Source organism: Comamonas sp., from assembly GCF_036666375.1.
In the GTDB taxonomy this organism is placed as follows: Bacteria; Pseudomonadota; Gammaproteobacteria; order Burkholderiales; family Burkholderiaceae_C; genus Comamonas.
In genome coordinates, this window is record NZ_JAVWWA010000014.1 from 41,901 (window position 1) to 57,936 (window position 16,036).

A 16,036-nucleotide genomic window follows, 5' to 3' on the forward strand; every position below is an offset into this window, starting at 1 on the left:
CGTACATGCCCCTTTCCCTCGAGAACCGGCGCCCGGAAAGCGCCTACCATGTCTTCGATTCGCTCTGTACCCTGACGGCCGTGCTGGCGCTTGACGGTTCGGTGCTGTTTGCCAATGCGGCGCTGGAGAACGCGCTGGGCCTGTCGCGGCGCATGCTCGAAGGCAGCGACTTTTCCGAACACTTTGTCGACCCGGCGCTGCTGCACAAGGCCATGGACGGCGCGCGCGTGCAGGACTATGCGGCGCTGCGCTTCGAAGCCAGCCTGCGGCGCCAGGCCAAGGAGTCGATTCCCATGCAGGTGATCGTGTCGATCGCCGAAGGCTCGGGCCATGTGCTGCTCGAGATGTCGCCGCTCGAGCAGCAGGTGCGCCAGGACCGCGAGGAGCGGCTGATCGAGCAGACGCAGGCGCACAAGGAGCTGATACGCAACCTCGCGCACGAGATCAAGAACCCGCTGGGCGGCATTCGCGGCGCGGCGCAGCTGCTCGAGATGGACCTCGAGAGCCCCGAGATGCGCGAGTACACCCAGGTGATCGTGCACGAAGCCGACCGGCTGCAGAGCCTGGTCGATCGCCTGCTCGCGCCGCACCGCCATCCGCATCTGGTCGGCGACGTCAACATCCACGAAGTCTGCGAGCGCGTGCGCTCGCTGGTGCTGGTCGAGTACCCGCAGGGCCTGAGCGTGCGGCGCGACTACGACACCTCGATTCCCGAGTTCCGCGGCGACCGCGCGCAGCTGATACAGGCCGTGCTGAACATCGTGCAGAACGCCGCGCAGGCACTCGCGCCACGCATTGTGCAGGGCGATGCCTGCATCACTCTGCGCACACGCGTCGCGCGGCAGGTGACTTTTGGTAAACAGCGCTACCGCCTGGCATTGGAATTGCATGTGATAGACAACGGACCGGGCGTGCCAGAGACCATCAGGGACAGGATTTTCTATCCCCTGGTGTCTGGACGGGACGGCGGATCGGGTCTGGGGCTGACATTGGCCCAGACCTTTGTGCAGCGGCACGATGGCTTGATCGAATGCGACAGCCAGCCAGGTTGCACCGATTTCCGCATTCTCATCCCCTTGCCCTGAGGTCCATGACAACACCCAAGCGTAAGGAAGCAAGAAAGTATGAAGCCGATCTGGATAGTAGATGACGACCCTTCGATCCGCTTCGTCCTGGAAAAGGCCCTGGCACGGGAAAACCTGCCGACCCGCAGCTTCACCAATCCGCGCGAAGTGCTCGAGGCGCTGGCCGACATAGACGCCAGCGATCCCGCGCGCCAGCCTCCCCAGGTGCTGGTCAGCGATATCCGCATGCCCGGCGGCTCGGGCCTGCAGCTGCTCGAGCAGGTGCGCACCCAGCAGCCCGGCCTGCCGGTGATCATCATGACGGCGTACTCCGACCTGGACAGCGCCGTGTCGGCCTTCCAGCGCGGAGCGTTCGAATACCTGGCCAAGCCGTTCGACCTGCCCAAGGCCGTGGAGCTGATCCGCCGCGCGGTCGAGGAAAGCCAGCGCGAGGAGATCATCGAGGACCAGGCGCCGCTGAACGCCGAAATGCTGGGCCAGGCGCCCGCCATGCAGGACGTGTTCCGCGCCATCGGCCGCCTGAGCCAGAGCCAGGTGACGGTGCTGATCACGGGCGAATCGGGCTCGGGCAAGGAGCTGGTCGCGCGCGCGCTGCACAAGCATTCGCCCGTCTCGGGCGGACCGTTCGTCGCGATCAATACCGCGGCCATTCCCAAGGACCTGCTGGAAAGCGAACTGTTCGGCCATGAGCGCGGTGCGTTCACCGGCGCGCAGACCCAGCGCCGCGGGCGCTTCGAGCAGGCCGACGGCGGCACGCTGTTTCTCGATGAAATCGGCGACATGCCGTTCGACCTGCAGACGCGCCTGCTGCGCGTGCTGTCCGACGGCCATTTCTACCGCGTGGGCGGCCATGCTCCGGTGAAGTCGCATGTGCGCGTGATCGCCGCGACCCACCAGGATTTGGAGCAGCGCGTGCGCGAAGGCGGCTTTCGCGAGGATTTGTTCCACCGCCTCAACGTGATCCGTCTGCGCCTGCCGGCGCTGCGCGAGCGCCGCGAGGACGTGCGCATGCTCGCTCGCCATTTCCTGCAGCAGAGCGCGCGTCAGCTGGGTGTCGAGCCCAAGCGCATTGCCGAGGCCGCGCTGCAGCGGCTCGAGGCGTTCTCGTTCCCGGGCAATGTGCGTCAGCTGGAAAACATCTGCCACTGGCTCACCGTGATGGCGCCCGCGCAGCAGATCTCGGTCAAGGACCTGCCGCCCGAAGTGCTGCAGGAACTTCCCGGTAGCGCCGTTGCCGCTGGCGCAGCGCCGGTCTTCGCGCCGCCCGAGCCAGTTCCCGTGGTCGAGCGCGACGAGGTGCTTGCGCCGGCTATCGTGCCGGCGACGGGTCTGCACGACGCAGCCGCAGCCGACATGCCGGTGGCGGGCGCGGCGCCGTCGACCTGGGAGCCCTTGCTCGACGTGCAGGCGCGCCAGCTGCTTGAAAGCGGCCAGGCCGATGTCTGGGATGTGCTGAGCCGACGCTTCGAGTCGCACCTGATCCGCACGGCGCTGCAGGTCACCCACGGCCGGCGCATGGAAGCCGCGCAACGCCTGGGCATAGGCCGCAACACCATCACGCGCAAGATCCAGGAACTGGGTCTGGAAGCGGGCGAAGAGCACTGAGCCGGCCCGGATGGCGCCGGACCGGCGTCATCCCGTCCTACGCCAGCGTGTCGGACTCACTGACCTGGCGGGGCTTGCTGCTAGGCGACAATGGAACCCTATTGTTTTGTGTGCGACGCACGTTTTCCCATGCCTGACCCCCGGTTTGCCGATTCTTCCTTTTTACGCCGAACCCAGCGTCAACTACGCTGGGGCGAAGAATTGCACCGTCAGACACCTACCGCACGCAACGCCGCCAACGGCAACCCTCAAGTCCAGGCCAGCCAGGATGTACTTCAGGACGCCTTCTGGCATGACCATTACCATCTTCAGCCCAACTACGTGAGTGGCCGCGGCTACGACCAGTATCGGCCCGCCTATGAACTGGGCTGGAAGGCCGCCGTGCAGTATCCGGGCGATCTGGCATCGGTGCTGCCGGTGCTCGAAGCGCAATGGCCGGCCTGCAAAGGCACGAGCCTGCTCGCCTGGCGCCAGGTATCGAGCGCCGTGCAGGCCGCCTGGGAGCGCATGCGCCAGGCCGATCCGGTGCTGGGGCTGTCGCAGGTGCAGGTGCTGGCCGTGTTGCAGGGGCTGCAGCGGCTGAACATGCAGACCGCCAAAAGCCTGCAGGTCGCGATCGTGCATTCGCCGCCCGGGCTGCTGCAGCAAATGCTGCAACGCCATCTGCACGCCTTCGAAGCGGCTTGCGCCGAACTGGTTCACGAATTCGCCTTGCCGCCATTGCACAATGGCGATGGTTTTCTGTCCGGGCCCTTGCTGCGTGGATGGGAGACGCTCAAGTCTGCGATAGCGCCGCAGAGCAGCGAGGCCCTGCTCGATGCGAGCGAGGACGCCGAGAGAATGCTGCTGACGGCCTATCGCGCGGCGCTGCGCGAAGGGCTGCCCGAAGCGGCGCGCGTGATCCTGCTGCGCCAGGCGATGGCCGTGCAGCGCGGCATCGAAGCGCTGCACTGGCTGCGTTCATGATTTTTGCCTGACGCTGCACGTCGGGCGCGGCGTTCAGTCCAGTGTCACCACCACCGGCGTATGGTCGCTGGGCTGGGGGTTCTTGCGCGGCGCGCGGTCGATCACGCAGGCGCTGACGCCGGGCTTGAGCGCATCGCTCACGAGAATGTGGTCTATGCGCAGGCCGCGATTCTTCTGGAAGCCCAGCATGCGGTAATCCCACCAGGAAAAGCTTTTCTCGGGCTGCTCGAACATGCGGAACGCATCGGTCATGCCCAGCTCCAGCAGGTCGCGGAAATGCTGGCGCTCCTCGGTCGTATGGTGAATGGTTTCACGCAGGCCTTCGGGATCGAACGAGTCGCGGTCCTCGGGCGCGACATTGAAGTCTCCGACCAGCACCAGGCGCTCGTTCGCCGCCAGTTCCTTGCGCACCCATTCGCGCAATGCTTCCAGCCAGCGCATCTTGTAGGCGAACTTTTCGCTGCCCGGCGCCTGGCCGTTGACGAAGTAGCCGTTGATCAGGCGCAGCGGGCCTTTTTCTGTGTCCAGCGTGGCGGCAATGATGCGCGCCTGCGGGTCTTCGTGCTCGGGAATGTTGCGCACCACGTCGCGCGCGGGAGTGCGGCTCAGGATGGCGACGCCGTTATAGGTCTTCTGTCCATGGGTGACCGCATGGTAGCCCGCTTCCTGCAGCGCCTGCAGCGGAAATTTGTCGTCGGTCAGCTTGAGCTCCTGCAGGGCCAGTGCATCGACCGGATTGGCTTGCAGCCAGTCGAGCACCTGGGGCAGGCGCACGGTGAGGGAGTTGACGTTCCACGTCGCTATCTGCATATCTAAAGACTTTCTGTATTTCATGCGGTTGGCAGGAGGGCGGGCCGCAGGCTATCCAGGCATTTTCTCCCAGAACGCCGGTGGGTCGCGCCCGGACCGGCCGCATGCGCCGGCCGCTGGCGAATTGCCTGGGCATTTGTATTGCCTGGCCCTGTGGTGTGGATACGATGGTCGGGCACCTGCATGTGCAGGTTCGACTTTCAAAGGACTTTTATCCCATGCAACTGACCAGCCAAAGTTTCCAGGACGGCCAGCCGATTCCCGGCGAATTCGCTTTCGGCGTGCCCGACGCCGCCGCCCATGTGGCGCTGTCCGCGAACCGCAATCCGCAGCTCGCGTGGAGCGATGTGCCCGCAGGCACGCAATCATTTGTCGTGGTCTGCCATGATCCCGATGTGCCCAGCCGCGGCGACGATGTGAACCAGGAGGGCCGCGAAGTGCCCGCGACGCTGGCGCGCGTCGACTTCTTCCACTGGCTGCTGCTCGATATTCCCGCCGGCACCACGCAAATTGCCGCGGGCGCGCATTCGAACGGCGTCACGCCGCGCGGCAAGCCCGGCCCGGCGGCGCCCGAAGGCCTGCGCCATGGCATCAATGACTACACCAGCTGGTTTGCCGGCGACGAGGCGATGAAAGGCGACTACTACGGTTACGACGGCCCTTGCCCGCCGTGGAACGACACGCTGGTGCACCACTACGTGTTCACGGTCTATGCGCTGGCCACGCCCAGCCTGGCCGTCGAAGGCGCGCTGACCGGCGACAACGTGCTGGCGGCGCTGGCGTCGGCCCCGGTGCTGGGCCGGGCCAGCCTGACCGGGCTTTACAGCCTCAACCCTGCAGTGACCGTGGGCTGAGGCGCCTGACAGGGCAGGGCGCGCGCCTGGCCTTGCTGTTGCGCGGCCTGCTGCAATACCGGGTGCACGGTTTTTGCCAGCGCCAGAAGTGCGCGCTCCGTGCCCAGGTTGCCCACCAGTTGCAGGCCCACGGGCATGCCGTTCGGGCCCAGCAGGCCCGGTACGTTCACGCTGGGAAGGCCCAGCAATGTCCAGACGCGGCTGAACACCGGATCGCCCGTGGCGTCCAGCCCGCAGGGCGCCTCGCCCGGTGCCGCTGGCACCACCAATGCATCGATGTCCTGCAGCATGGCGGCCGCTGCCTGCCGGCCGCGGGCCGCGAAGTCGAGCGCCTCGCGGTATTCCTGCGCGCCAATCGCGCGCCCGCGCGCAGCCAGTTCGCGGATATGCAGGCTCAGCGCGTCACCGTGGCGCGCAATGTCGTCGGCCAGCGCGCGCGCCGCTTCATAAGCCATCACGGTCTTCTGGGCTTCGATCAATGGAGCGTATTCCGGCGCCAGACCGGTCTCGACGATCTCCACGCCGGCCCTGGCCAGGCATTGCACGCCGGCCTCCCAGGCCTGTTGCCCCGACGTGTCGGCATAGGACCATTCATGCGTGCGCCAGACGCCCAGGCGCAGGCCAGACGCGGCCCGCGCCGGCAGCGCAGCGTAGGGAATGCCGGCCAGCGCCGCGCGCACCAGTTCGAGATCGTCGGCGTCGTTTGCCAGCCAGCCCACCGTGTCCAGCGATTCGCTGAACGGCTTGGCGCCGCGCGTCGAGACGCTCGCATGGCTGGGCTTGAGCGCGAAGACGCCGCAGTACGAGGCCGGCCGGATCAGCGAGCCCGCAGTCTGGCTGCCAAATGCCACGGGCACCATGCCGCTGGCGACCGCCGCCGCCGAGCCGCTTGACGATCCGCCCGGCGTGCGCCGCGTATCCCAGGGGTTGGCGGTCGGGCCCGGCGCGAAATAGGCGAATTCGGTGCTGACCGTCTTGCCGGCCACGATGCCGCCCGCGCTGCGCAGCGCGGCAACCACGTCGGCATCGGCGCCGGGGCGGTGGCTGGCATAGACCGCGCTGCCATAGCCGGTGGGCATGTCCTGGGTATCGAAGATGTCCTTGACGGCGACGGGTACGCCCGCCAGTGGGCCCGCGGGCCGGCCCCCGGCCAGCGCCTGGTCCAGCGCGCTCGCCTGGCGCAGCACCTGCGCTGCGTCGAGATGCTGCCAGGCGTGAATTGCCGGCTCGGCCTGCGCCACGCGTTCGAGAAATTCGGTGGCAACCTGCTGCGCGGTCTGCCGGCCTTCGAGCAGGGCGCTGCGCGTCGCTACGGCGGAGGGTGCGCGGGCGACCAGCGAGTCGGGGTCTGGATGCTGCATATTCAGTCCTTTCGTTTGAAGTACATGATTATGGTTGTTGTTTTGCGCCGTCGCGATATGCGGCTTTCTTTTGCGCCATCAATGCACGGTGCAGTGGGGTTTGTGGCTTGCTGGCGACATCCTGGGCGAAGCCGCAGGAATCCGGTGGATTGAAAATTATATGATTTCGGATATAGTTTGCAAAAAGCCGGTTCCGCCACAGGAATCCCCCGACCCACGATGAACAAGGAAGAAGTGCCGCATGCCTTTGCAGCAAAGAGTCAATGAGCTGGAAGCGAGGATTCGCCAGCTTGAATCCGCGGGCCGCATCCGGGCGCTGGTGACGCGCTACATGCAGCTGTGCGACCAGCTCGACGCGGCCACGCCGCTCGACGAGCTCGCCGGTCTCTTCACCGAGGACGCGGTCTGGGAAGGCAAGGGCGCGCGCTACGCGGCGAGCTTCGGCGGCTGGCGCGGGCGCGCGGCGATTGCCGACATGTTCCGCAGCTACATGCGCACGCCCGCGCATTTCGCGCTCAACGTCCACTTCCTGTGCTCCGAGCAGATCGACGTCGACGCCGACGCGCGCCATGCCCGCGCCAGCTGGGTCATGCTGCAGACCTCCACCTTTGCCAGCGGCGCCTCGCACCTCAACGCTGCGCAGTTGCAGCTCGCGCTGCGCGTGGACGCAGGTCAGTGGCGCATTGCCCATTTCCAGACTCACAACCTTTTCAGCCGCCCCACGGGCGCCTGGAACGACGCGGCCGAGCTGCCCGTGCCCGCCGCCCACCTTTCCTAGACCCCCACCCCACCTGCAAGGCCCGCCATGAATGCCTCCGTCCATCCCGTCCACTTCCGCCGTCCGATCGCCGACCTCGTGCAGTCCGACCGGGTACATACCTCGCTCTATACCGATGCCGCCTTGTTCGAGGAGGAAATGGACAAGATCTTTCGCAACACCTGGATCTGGGTCGCGCATGCCAGCGAGATTCCCGACGCCGGCAGCTACAAGACCCACTGGGTCGGCAAGGAGCCGGTGATCGTCGTGCGCGACCGCAAGAAGCAGGTCCATGTACTGCTCAACCGCTGCCGCCACCGCGGTGCGACCGTCTGCGAGCACAAGAAGGGCAAGGCCAATACGTTCGTCTGCCCTTACCACGGCTGGAGCTATGCGCTGGACGGCTCGCTGCGCGGCGTGCCGCACCCCGAGAGCTACGGCGAATGCCTGGACAAGGGCGAGCTGCCGCTGGTCAGCCTGCGCGTGGAGGAATACGCGGGAATGATCTTCGCGACGCTCAAGGACGACATCGAGCCGCTGGCCGACTTCCTGGGTCCGGCCAAAAAGTGGATGGACCTGTTCATGAAGCAAGGCGGCGGCTACGCCATCAAGGTGCCGGGCGAGCACCGCTTCCGCTTTCCCGGCAACTGGAAGATCCAGTTGGAGAACACCACCGACGCCTATCACTTCCCGCTGGTGCACAAGAGCTTCCTGCACTCGGTGGACAAGCAGACCGAGGAGATGCTCGATTTCGTCGGCGGCAGCGGCTATGTCGAGGACCTGGGCAACGGCCACAGCGTCATGGTGATGATTCCCGACCTGATCGACCTCGAGGACGAGCTCGACAAGCCGATTCCTGACCGCTTCGTGGAGCTGGCGCAGCAACTGCGCGCCGAAGGCCACGATGACGCGAGCGTGCGCCGCATCGTGCGCGCAGTCGGCGGTTCGGGCTTCAACCTGAACCTGTTTCCCAACGTCGCCTGCTCGATGGCGTTCTTCCGCGTGCTGCAGCCGATCTCGGTCAACGAGACCGAGATCCACCATGCGGTGATCACGATGGAGGGCGGGCCGGCGGCGGGCAACCAGGCGCGGCTGCGGCTGCACGAGCACTTCCAGGGGCCTATGGGCTTTGGTACGCCCGACGACTCCGAGGCCTGGGAGCGGGTGCAGGCCGGCGCCCAGGCGGGGCGCGATCTGTGGATCCTGCTCAACCGCGGCTTGCCCGGGGAGAAGAAGACGGCCGACGGCGTGGCCGGCGACGTCAGCGCCGAGACCGGCATGCGCGCGGCCTACCAGCAGTGGAAGAAGCTGATGCTGGCCTGAGCGCAACGAAACAGATCACCGAGAACCAAGACATGACAGCAACTGCATTTTCCCCTGACTCCGGCGCGCTGGCGCTGCTGCAGCAGGCCACGGCCTTCATCTGGGCCGAGGCCGACATGCTCGACCACAACGAATTCCAGGCCTGGCTTGACCTGTGGGAGCCCGACGGCCTGTACATCGTGCCGATAGACCCCAAGGAGACGGACCACGAGAACACGCTGAACTACGCGTACGACGACCACCACATGCGCGAGAAGCGGGTGCGGCGCCTGGGCAGCGGCGAGTCGATCTCGACGACGCCGCAGGCGCGCACGGTGCGCAGCGTGTCGCGGGTGCGGGTGGTGGGCGAGGCCGACGGCGTGCTGACGGTGCGCGCGGCGCAGGATCTCAAGGAGTTCCGCAAGGACGTGCTGCGCCAGCACATCGCGGACGTGACCTACGAGCTGCGCCGCGGCGAGGGCGGCGGGCTGCGGCTGCGCCGCAAGGTGATCCGCCTGATCAACTCCACCGACACGCTGACCAGCATCGGCTACATCCTCTGAAGACAGGGAGACACTCCATGGCCACCGCTGAAGAAACATTGCAGGTCGTGGTGCGCAAGCGCCGTCTGCAGGGCAACGATGTCGTCGTGCTGGACCTGGCCGCCGCAGACGGTGCGCCGAGTCTGCCGCGCTTCGAGGCCGGCGCACATATCGACGTGCATCTGCCGTCCGGCCTGGTGCGCCAGTACTCGCTGTGCGGCGATCCGGCGGCGCGCGACCACTATCGCCTGGGCGTGCTGCGCGATCCGCAGTCGCGCGGCGGGTCGCAGGCCGTGTTCGACGCGCTGCATGAAGGCTGCAGGCTGCGGATCAGCCGGCCGCGCAACCATTTCCCGCTGGACGGCGAGGCCAGCCACACCATTCTCGTGGGCGGGGGCATAGGCATCACGCCGATGATTGCCATGGCGCATGCGCTGCATGCCGCGGGGCGCTCGTTCGAGCTGCACTATCGCGCGCGCGCGCGCGATGCCTGCGCCTTCACCGAAGAGCTGGCGGCCAGTCCGTTTGCCGCACGCGTGCACTACCACTTCAGCGCCGCGGGCCAGCGCCTGGATATCGCCGCCCGGGTGGCAGCCAGCGGCAGTGCGGGCACGCACCTCTACGTGTGCGGGCCGGGGGGCTTCATGGACGCGGTGCTGGAGGCGGCGCAGCAGGCGGGCCTGGCGCGTGCCCAGCTGCACCGCGAGTACTTCAACGCCGACATCGACACCAGCGGCAGCGGCTTCGAGCTGGTGGCCGCAGCCAGCGGCAAGTCCGTGCGCGTGGCCGAAGGTCAGACCATCGTCTCCGCCCTCGCAGCGATAGGCATACGCATCGACGTTTCCTGCGAAGAGGGCGTGTGCGGCACCTGTGTCTGCACCGTGCTGGAAGGCGAGTGCGACCACCGCGATGTCTACCTGACCGACGAGGAAAAGGCCGACAACGACCAGCTCATGGCCTGCTGTTCGCGCGCGAAATCGCCGCGCCTCGTTCTTGACCTCTAGCCGCCCCTGAGGGCGCCGGGCTCAGGCTTCGTCTGCGCCCGGGGCGCTGCGTGATTGATGGAAGTCGATGAGCTGGCGCAGCATGCGCTTGAGGTCGTCGGCGCGGTCCATGCCGAACGGTTCGAGCACCCTTTTCTCATGCGCGTGCGACAGCTCCACCAGCCGCTTGGCAATGCGCTTGCCCTTGGCGGATATGTGTACCAGCGTGACCCGCCCATCGACCGGGTGCTGGGTGCGGCCGATATAGCCGCTGGCCTCCATGCGGTCGAGCTGGCGCGTGAGCGTGGGCTGCTTGGACAGCGTGGCTTCGGCCAGATCTCCGATGCTGATCTGCAATCCGGTCGCCAGGCAGGCCAGCACGCGCCATTCGGCCACGGTGAAGCCGCGCGCGCGCACTTCGGCGTGGAACTCGGACGAGATCAGCGCGCTGGCCTGGCCCAGCATCGCCGGCAGGTAGTCGGCAAGAAAGGGAACCGCGTTCGCGGCCTTAGCCGCCATGTTTGACGCCCTCGTCCGTAAGGCAGGCCGCAAGGCCCGCTGGTGGCGGGGAGTTTGACTGTAGGTTCAGGAGCGCGAAGCAGGACATTCCATCAGGCCGTAATGAGGAGAAGCAGTGGTCATTCTAGAAAGAATTTGCGCTGCACTGCCGGGCAAGGCAATGTTTCTCGCCCACGGCATGACCTGGCGCAATGGCGCGCCCTGCGGATGCGCGGCCCGCCGCACCAGGCAGGCCCGTGCCCAGCCTATTCCTCGGCCTTGTAGCCCGAGGCCTTGACGATGGGGCCCCAGCGCTCCAGATCGGCCTTGAAGAACTCGGCGAACTTCGGGCCGCTGAGCTTGAGGTCGTCGACGCCCATTTTTTCCCGCGTGTTGACCATCTCGCGCGCGGCGCTGGCCTGCACGACTTCGGCGGTGATGCGCTGGGCAACTTCGGCTGGCGTGGCCGCAGGAATGTAGGCGCCGTAATAGACCAGGGCTTCGATCTTGGCATAGCCCAGTTCCACGAAAGTCGGCACATCGGGCACGCGCGGGCTGCGCCGGGCGCTGGAGATCGCCAGCGTGCGCAGCTTGCCGCCGGGCAGGTGCGGCAGGACCTGGCTCATGGTGACGATGGTCGACGCGATCTGCCCGCCCAGCACATCCTGCACGCCCGCGGCCGCGCCGCGGTGCGGAATGTGGGTGAAGGCAAAGCCCGCAGACTGCGCGAACAGCTCGCCCAGGAAATGCATGGTCGTGCCCGCGGCGGCCGTGGCATAGGACGCGTCCGTGGGGTTCTTTTTGCACCAATCGACGAACTGCGTCAGCGTCTTCACGCTGGCCGGGACCATGGGGCCGACCACCAGCCCCATGGGCTCGGCGGCGATCGCCGCCACGGGGATCAGATCGACCAGCGGGTCGTAGCCGAGGTTCTTGAAGACGTGGGGGTAGATGGTGAGAATCGGATCTGCGGTGATCAGGATGGTGCGGCCGTCGGGGGCCGCGCGCTTGGCTTCGACGACCGCCAGGCGGCCACCGGCGCCAGGCTTGTTTTCGACGATGTAGGTGGCGCTGTCGGCATGCAGTTGCGTGGACAGGGCGCGCGCCAGCACATCGGCCGCGCCGCCCGGCGGAAAGCCGACCAGAAGCCGGGCCGTGCCACGGCGTTGAGCCTGGACTGCCGGAGCCAGGCCGGTGGCGCAGGCGGCAAGAAGAAGGGAGCGGCGGTTGAGCATTTTCATATCATGGGGCGGTTTCTGGGCCGGCACTTCGCGGCCGGGCGCAGGGGGTGGAGGAAAGCGCTGGGAAGGGCGCGCGCGCCGTGGCGCGGCAGCGCGTGCCTCAGTCGTCAGAACGTGTGGCGTATGCCCGCGACAAACGTGCGCGGGTCCTGGCCCGGTGTCAGGCCCACGGCCGCGCCGGTCGCGCCGTTCACGCCGAACGCTGCACCCGCATCGTTCTTGATCTTGGCAAAGCCGGTGTAGAGCGTGGTGCGCTTCGACAGGAAGTAGTCGTAGCGCACGGTGAACGCGGTCGAGTCGGCGTTGGCGACGGACTTGTTCTGGAAGCGGCCCAGGTCCAGCGCCACGGCCGAAGTGCTTCCCACGGGAATCGTCACGGTCAGGTCATACAGCGTGCTCTCGTTGCTGTTGTTGTCGTCGCGCCGGTGGGTCGCGACCAGGCCGGCCTTCACGGCGCCGAAGTCGTATGTGCCCCCGACCACCAGATAGCGGTCGGAATTCGTGGCCGTCGTCTTGCGCTGCGTGAACGCCACGCCGGCCTTGAGCGGGCCGCTGGCATAGGCCAGCGAGGCGGCGGCGACGTTGCCTAGGGATTTCGATGCCGCGTTCTCGCCCAGGCCATAAAGGAACTGGCCGGTGAAGCCGTTCCAGGTCTTGGTGGAGTAGGCGACCGAGTTGTTGACGCGCAGGATGCTGGGGTCGGTGTAGTAGTTCACCGATTGGCCGAAGGCCAGGCCGCCATTGAGCGCATAGGTCACCAGCGAGTAGAAGTGCGGCACATACTGGCGGCCCAGCGATAGATCGCCATATGGCGTCGCCAGCCCGACAAAGGACTGCCGGCCAAAGCCCAGCCCGCCCTGGCCAAGACTGCCGTCATCGGCATTGATGCCCATCTCCAGCAGGAAGAAGGCGCCATAGCCGCCGCCCAGGTCCTCGCGGCCGCGAAAGCCCAGGCGCGAGCCGGCCAGCCCGCCGCTTTGCAGCCGGTTGACGGTGACGGCGCCGGTGTCCGTGCGGTCGAAATACTGATCGACCACGCCGTACATGGTCACGCTGCTCTGGGCCGAAGCGGCGGCACAGGCGGTCAGGGCAGCAGCAAATGCGAAATATCTCTTCATCGATGGATCTCCTTGTTAAGAGCTAAGCGACTTAAGCAATTCGGATGCCAGTCGAAGCTCCTTCTGGTACTTTTATATGAATATGGATGAAATATTGGAAAGCCGGGGTGCGGATGCTGTCGACTCCTTGGAATGGTGCGTTGCAGTGTCCGGGAAAGTGCGTTGCCGCACCATAAGAATGCCAATATTCGCGGTATCGGAAGCTGGGTTCTGGTCTCCTGTTGCAACGTGATGGTTCGCCGATGAAACGGCCTTGGCGGATACCGGAAGATATTGTTTATATGCAAAATCATCCAATTGATATGATGCAACGGATCGTTCGATGCGATCGAATGAGTCGCCGGCGCAGCGGTGCGCATGCGGGCTGTCGCCGGGGCATGCGGGCGCCGGCGCTGCGCGGCACCGGTGGCCGGCAGGGTGCCGGGATCGCGCGGGCCCGGCATCAAGGGAAAACACCTGTGGTGAAATGAGCACGATGCCGGCCGAACCGCGAGGTGCCGACGGGATTGCGGCCGGCGGCGGCAGCTGCGCTTTTGTTGCGCCGGCAGGTGACACAATCCAAGTCTGCCCAGCTGCGGCCCGCTTCTTCATTTCGGATCTATCTTCTATGGCGTCTCGCGTACCCAGGGAACCGGCTTCCTCAGAACACCAATTTCACCGGGCTGACTGGCCCTTCTATTGGATTGCGCGGGTGAATGCGCTTTACACGCAGGAGATGGAGCGGGTGCTCAAGGTGGTGAACTGCGACATCTCGACCTGGCGCGTGCTGGCCATCCTGCAGGAGCAGGGCGTGAGCAGTGTCTCGGACATCGCGCTGCACTCGGTATCCAAGCTTTCGACCACCACCAAGATCGTCTACCGCATGAAGGCCGACGGCCTGGTGTCGACATCGGCTTCAACGCAGGATGGACGCGTCACGCTGGTGGAGCTGACGCCCGCGGGGTGCCAGCAGCTGCAGCGCGTGGCCGATGCCACGCATGGGCTGTTCCAGCGCAGTTTCGACGGCCTGACGCCGGCGCGCGTGGCCAAGCTCAATGAACTGCTCAAGCAGGTGTTTCGCAACCTGCATGGCGGCGACCATCCGATTCTCGATGAAGCCCTGGGGCGCGAGCTCCAGCCGGTTTCGGCCGGGGCCGCGATGGCCGGGAAGAAGGCGGCCGCCGGCGCTGCGGCCACGGTGCGGCCGCGCAGCCGCCGATGAGCGGGCATGCATGCCGCGGCGCGCGCGCCGCCGTTCAGGTGCTGAGCATCGCCTGGTGCCGGCCCTGCAGTCCCAGATAGGCGTCGATGACGCGCGGATCGTCGGCCAGCTCGCTCGCCGGGCCTTGCATTGCCACCTGCCCGAGTTCGAGCACATAGGCATGGTCGGCCACCTTGAGCGCCGCGCGCGCGTTCTGCTCCACCAGCAGGATGGAGACCCCCTGGTCGCGCAGCCCGGCAATGGTGCGGAAGATGTCGCGCACGATCAGCGGCGCGAGCCCCAGGCTCGGTTCGTCGAGCATCAGCAGCCGCGGGCGGCCCATCAATGCGCGTCCCAGCGCCAGCATCTGCCGCTCGCCGCCCGACAGCGTGGCGGCTTCCTGGCGCCGGCGCTCCTTGAGCCGCGGAAAGATGCCGAAGACCTCCTCGAGCGCGGCGTCATGCTGGGTGCGCGCCGCGCGCCGCCAGCGGAATGCGCCCAGGCGCAGGTTGTCCTCGACCGACATGCTGCCGAACAGCGCGCGTATCTCGGGTACCAGCGCCACGCCTTCGCGCACGCGCCCGCCTATGCCCTCGCCCGGCGCGGCGAGTTCGCCGCTGGTGTGCGCGATACGGATGCTGCCGCGCGCCGGCAGCACGCCCATGATGGCCGACATCAGCGTCGTCTTGCCGGCGCCGTTGGGGCCGATCACCGTCACGATCTCGCCCGGGCCCACGCGCAGCGACACGCCGCGCACCGCGTCGATCTTTCCGTAGCTCACATGCAGGTCTTCGACCGACAGCAGCGGCTGCGCGCCCGGGGCCATGGTTTCAAGGATGGCGTTCATGCGCAGGCTCCCAGGTAGGCTTCGAGGACGCGGGGATCGGATTGCACGGCCGCGGGCAGGCCTTCGACGATCTTTTCGCCGAACACCACCACGACCACGCGGTCGACCAGCCCCATGACGAAGTCCATGTCGTGCTCCACCAGCAGCACCGCCATGCCTTCCTCGCGCAGCCGGCCCAGCAGCGCGGCCAGCGCCTGTTTCTCCGCGTGGCGCAGTCCGGCCGCGGGCTCGTCGAGCAGCAGCACCGACGGGTCGGCGCACAATGCGCGCGCGATCTCCAGCAGGCGCTGCTGGCCCAGCGACAGATTGCCGGCTTCCACGTGCGCATGCGCTCCCAGGCCCACGCGCTCGAGCTGGTGGCGCGCCTCGGCAAGCAGCCTGGCCTCCTCCAGGCGGTCCAGGCGCAGCATGCTGCGCGCCAGGCCCGGGCGCACGCGCAGGTGGGCGCCTAGGGCCACGTTCTCCAGCACACTCATCCGTGGCAGCAGCTTGACATGCTGGAAAGTGCGCGCCAGGCCCGCGGCCGCGATCTGCCGCGCGCTCCAGCCGGCCACGCTGCGGCCGTGGAACCGCACCTCGCCCGCGCTCGGCATGTCGCAGCACGACAGCTGGTTGAACAGCGTGCTCTTGCCGGCGCCATTGGGGCCGATGACCGCCAGGATCTCGCCCGCATGCAGCGCAAGGTTGATGTCGTTGTTGGCGACCAGGCCGCCAAAGCGCCGCGTGAGCCCGCGCGCCTCGAGCACCGTGCTGCCGCGCGGCGGCAGCGGGCGCCGCGCGAGAGCGGCTGCCGGCGCGTTCGGCGCCGGGTGCCGGACCGGCGTGCGGCCCGGGCCAAAGCGTTGGCTCAGCCAGCCGACCACGCCGGTCGGAGCGCGGTGCATGAC

General features: G+C 67.0%; 16 protein-coding genes. 9 read left to right on the forward strand and 7 right to left on the reverse strand.

Annotated elements, in window-relative coordinates; translation table 11 throughout:
- Positions 1-5 precede the first annotated feature (5 nt).
- The 3 genes from glnL (at position 6) to RR928_RS05530 (ending at position 3,656) form a co-directional block, all read left to right on the forward strand.
- Positions 6-1,085 (forward strand): nitrogen regulation protein NR(II), encoded by a 1,080-nt coding sequence (gene glnL / locus RR928_RS05520; RefSeq protein WP_332535115.1) that lies wholly within the window; start codon positions 6-8, stop codon positions 1,083-1,085.
- A 39-nt stretch (positions 1,086-1,124) separates the two neighbouring features.
- On the forward strand, positions 1,125-2,690 hold the full coding sequence (ntrC, locus tag RR928_RS05525; RefSeq protein ID WP_332681715.1) for a nitrogen regulation protein NR(I): 1,566 nt from the start codon (positions 1,125-1,127) through the stop codon (positions 2,688-2,690).
- 201 nt (positions 2,691-2,891) lie between these two features.
- Entirely contained in the window at positions 2,892-3,656 is a 765-nt protein-coding gene (locus RR928_RS05530) for a hypothetical protein (RefSeq protein WP_332535118.1), read from the forward strand.
- A gap of 33 nt (positions 3,657-3,689) precedes the next feature.
- On the opposite strand, the gene xth is transcribed toward RR928_RS05530, so the two are convergent.
- On the reverse strand, positions 3,690-4,466 hold the full coding sequence (gene xth / locus RR928_RS05535) for an exodeoxyribonuclease III (protein ID WP_332535119.1): 777 nt from the start codon (positions 4,464-4,466) through the stop codon (positions 3,690-3,692).
- Between the two features lie 218 nt (positions 4,467-4,684).
- Here xth and RR928_RS05540 point away from each other — a divergent pair, with 218 nt between their 5' ends.
- Positions 4,685-5,320, forward strand: a complete 636-nt coding sequence (locus tag RR928_RS05540) for a YbhB/YbcL family Raf kinase inhibitor-like protein (protein WP_332535120.1) — start codon at positions 4,685-4,687, stop codon at positions 5,318-5,320.
- Here the strand turns inward: RR928_RS05540 and RR928_RS05545 are convergent.
- Positions 5,287-6,681, reverse strand: coding sequence for an amidase (locus tag RR928_RS05545; RefSeq protein WP_332681718.1), 1,395 nt, complete (start codon positions 6,679-6,681; stop codon positions 5,287-5,289). The genes RR928_RS05540 and RR928_RS05545 overlap by 34 nt on opposite strands.
- Positions 6,682-6,922: 241 nt before the next feature.
- Here RR928_RS05545 and RR928_RS05550 point away from each other — a divergent pair, with 241 nt between their 5' ends.
- The 4 genes from RR928_RS05550 to RR928_RS05565 are packed head-to-tail and all read left to right on the forward strand — an operon-like array spanning position 6,923 to position 10,286.
- Positions 6,923-7,459, forward strand: a complete 537-nt coding sequence (locus RR928_RS05550) for a nuclear transport factor 2 family protein (RefSeq protein WP_332535123.1) — start codon at positions 6,923-6,925, stop codon at positions 7,457-7,459.
- Between the two features lie 27 nt (positions 7,460-7,486).
- A complete protein-coding gene (locus RR928_RS05555; RefSeq protein ID WP_332535125.1) occupies positions 7,487-8,761 on the forward strand; it encodes an aromatic ring-hydroxylating oxygenase subunit alpha in 1,275 nt (424 codons plus the stop codon).
- Between the two features lie 32 nt (positions 8,762-8,793).
- Positions 8,794-9,303, forward strand: a complete 510-nt coding sequence (locus tag RR928_RS05560; protein WP_332535126.1) for an aromatic-ring-hydroxylating dioxygenase subunit beta — start codon at positions 8,794-8,796, stop codon at positions 9,301-9,303.
- A 17-nt stretch (positions 9,304-9,320) separates the two neighbouring features.
- Positions 9,321-10,286 (forward strand): PDR/VanB family oxidoreductase, encoded by a 966-nt coding sequence (locus RR928_RS05565; RefSeq protein ID WP_332548416.1) that lies wholly within the window; start codon positions 9,321-9,323, stop codon positions 10,284-10,286.
- A gap of 21 nt (positions 10,287-10,307) precedes the next feature.
- Here RR928_RS05565 and RR928_RS05570 read toward each other — a convergent pair whose 3' ends face one another.
- The 3 genes from RR928_RS05570 to RR928_RS05580 form a co-directional block, all read right to left on the reverse strand.
- Positions 10,308-10,784 carry a MarR family winged helix-turn-helix transcriptional regulator gene (locus tag RR928_RS05570; RefSeq protein WP_332535129.1) on the reverse strand — a complete coding sequence of 159 codons (477 nt, stop codon included), beginning with the start codon at positions 10,782-10,784 and terminating at the stop codon, positions 10,308-10,310.
- 245 nt (positions 10,785-11,029) lie between these two features.
- Entirely contained in the window at positions 11,030-12,004 is a 975-nt protein-coding gene (locus RR928_RS05575) for a tripartite tricarboxylate transporter substrate-binding protein (RefSeq protein ID WP_332535131.1), read from the reverse strand.
- 107 nt (positions 12,005-12,111) lie between these two features.
- Positions 12,112-13,122 carry a porin gene (locus RR928_RS05580; RefSeq protein ID WP_332535132.1) on the reverse strand — a complete coding sequence of 337 codons (1,011 nt, stop codon included), beginning with the start codon at positions 13,120-13,122 and terminating at the stop codon, positions 12,112-12,114.
- Between the two features lie 691 nt (positions 13,123-13,813).
- Here RR928_RS05580 and RR928_RS05585 point away from each other — a divergent pair.
- Positions 13,814-14,323, forward strand: coding sequence for a MarR family winged helix-turn-helix transcriptional regulator (locus RR928_RS05585; protein WP_332535134.1), 510 nt, complete (start codon positions 13,814-13,816; stop codon positions 14,321-14,323).
- 34 nt (positions 14,324-14,357) lie between these two features.
- Here RR928_RS05585 and RR928_RS05590 read toward each other — a convergent pair whose 3' ends face one another.
- Positions 14,358-15,149: an ABC transporter ATP-binding protein gene (locus tag RR928_RS05590; protein ID WP_332535136.1), complete on the reverse strand. Its 792-nt coding sequence runs from the start codon at positions 15,147-15,149 to the stop codon at positions 14,358-14,360.
- The coding region (locus RR928_RS05595) for an ABC transporter ATP-binding protein (protein ID WP_332681723.1) at positions 15,146-16,036 on the reverse strand (891 nt) is incomplete at its 5' end. The genes RR928_RS05595 and RR928_RS05590, both read right to left, overlap by 4 nt.

Bases quoted from the DNA above. Each gene is read 5' to 3' on its own strand.
- RR928_RS05555 (WP_332535125.1), top strand. From the start codon at position 7,487: ATGAATGCCTCCGTCCATCCCGTCCACTTCCGCCGTCCGATCGCCGAC.
- RR928_RS05570 (WP_332535129.1), bottom strand. From the start codon at position 10,784: ATGGCGGCTAAGGCCGCGAACGCGGTTCCCTTTCTTGCCGACTACCTG.
- RR928_RS05590 (WP_332535136.1), bottom strand. From the start codon at position 15,149: ATGAACGCCATCCTTGAAACCATGGCCCCGGGCGCGCAGCCGCTGCTG.
- RR928_RS05575 (WP_332535131.1), bottom strand. From the start codon at position 12,004: ATGAAAATGCTCAACCGCCGCTCCCTTCTTCTTGCCGCCTGCGCCACC.
- RR928_RS05540 (WP_332535120.1), top strand. From the start codon at position 4,685: ATGCAACTGACCAGCCAAAGTTTCCAGGACGGCCAGCCGATTCCCGGC.
- RR928_RS05560 (WP_332535126.1), top strand. From the start codon at position 8,794: ATGACAGCAACTGCATTTTCCCCTGACTCCGGCGCGCTGGCGCTGCTG.
- RR928_RS05580 (WP_332535132.1), bottom strand. From the start codon at position 13,122: ATGAAGAGATATTTCGCATTTGCTGCTGCCCTGACCGCCTGTGCCGCC.
- RR928_RS05550 (WP_332535123.1), top strand. From the start codon at position 6,923: ATGCCTTTGCAGCAAAGAGTCAATGAGCTGGAAGCGAGGATTCGCCAG.
- RR928_RS05565 (WP_332548416.1), top strand. From the start codon at position 9,321: ATGGCCACCGCTGAAGAAACATTGCAGGTCGTGGTGCGCAAGCGCCGT.
- xth (WP_332535119.1), bottom strand. From the start codon at position 4,466: ATGCAGATAGCGACGTGGAACGTCAACTCCCTCACCGTGCGCCTGCCC.
- RR928_RS05545 (WP_332681718.1), bottom strand. From the start codon at position 6,681: ATGCAGCATCCAGACCCCGACTCGCTGGTCGCCCGCGCACCCTCCGCC.
- ntrC (WP_332681715.1), top strand. From the start codon at position 1,125: ATGAAGCCGATCTGGATAGTAGATGACGACCCTTCGATCCGCTTCGTC.
- glnL (WP_332535115.1), top strand. From the start codon at position 6: ATGCCCCTTTCCCTCGAGAACCGGCGCCCGGAAAGCGCCTACCATGTC.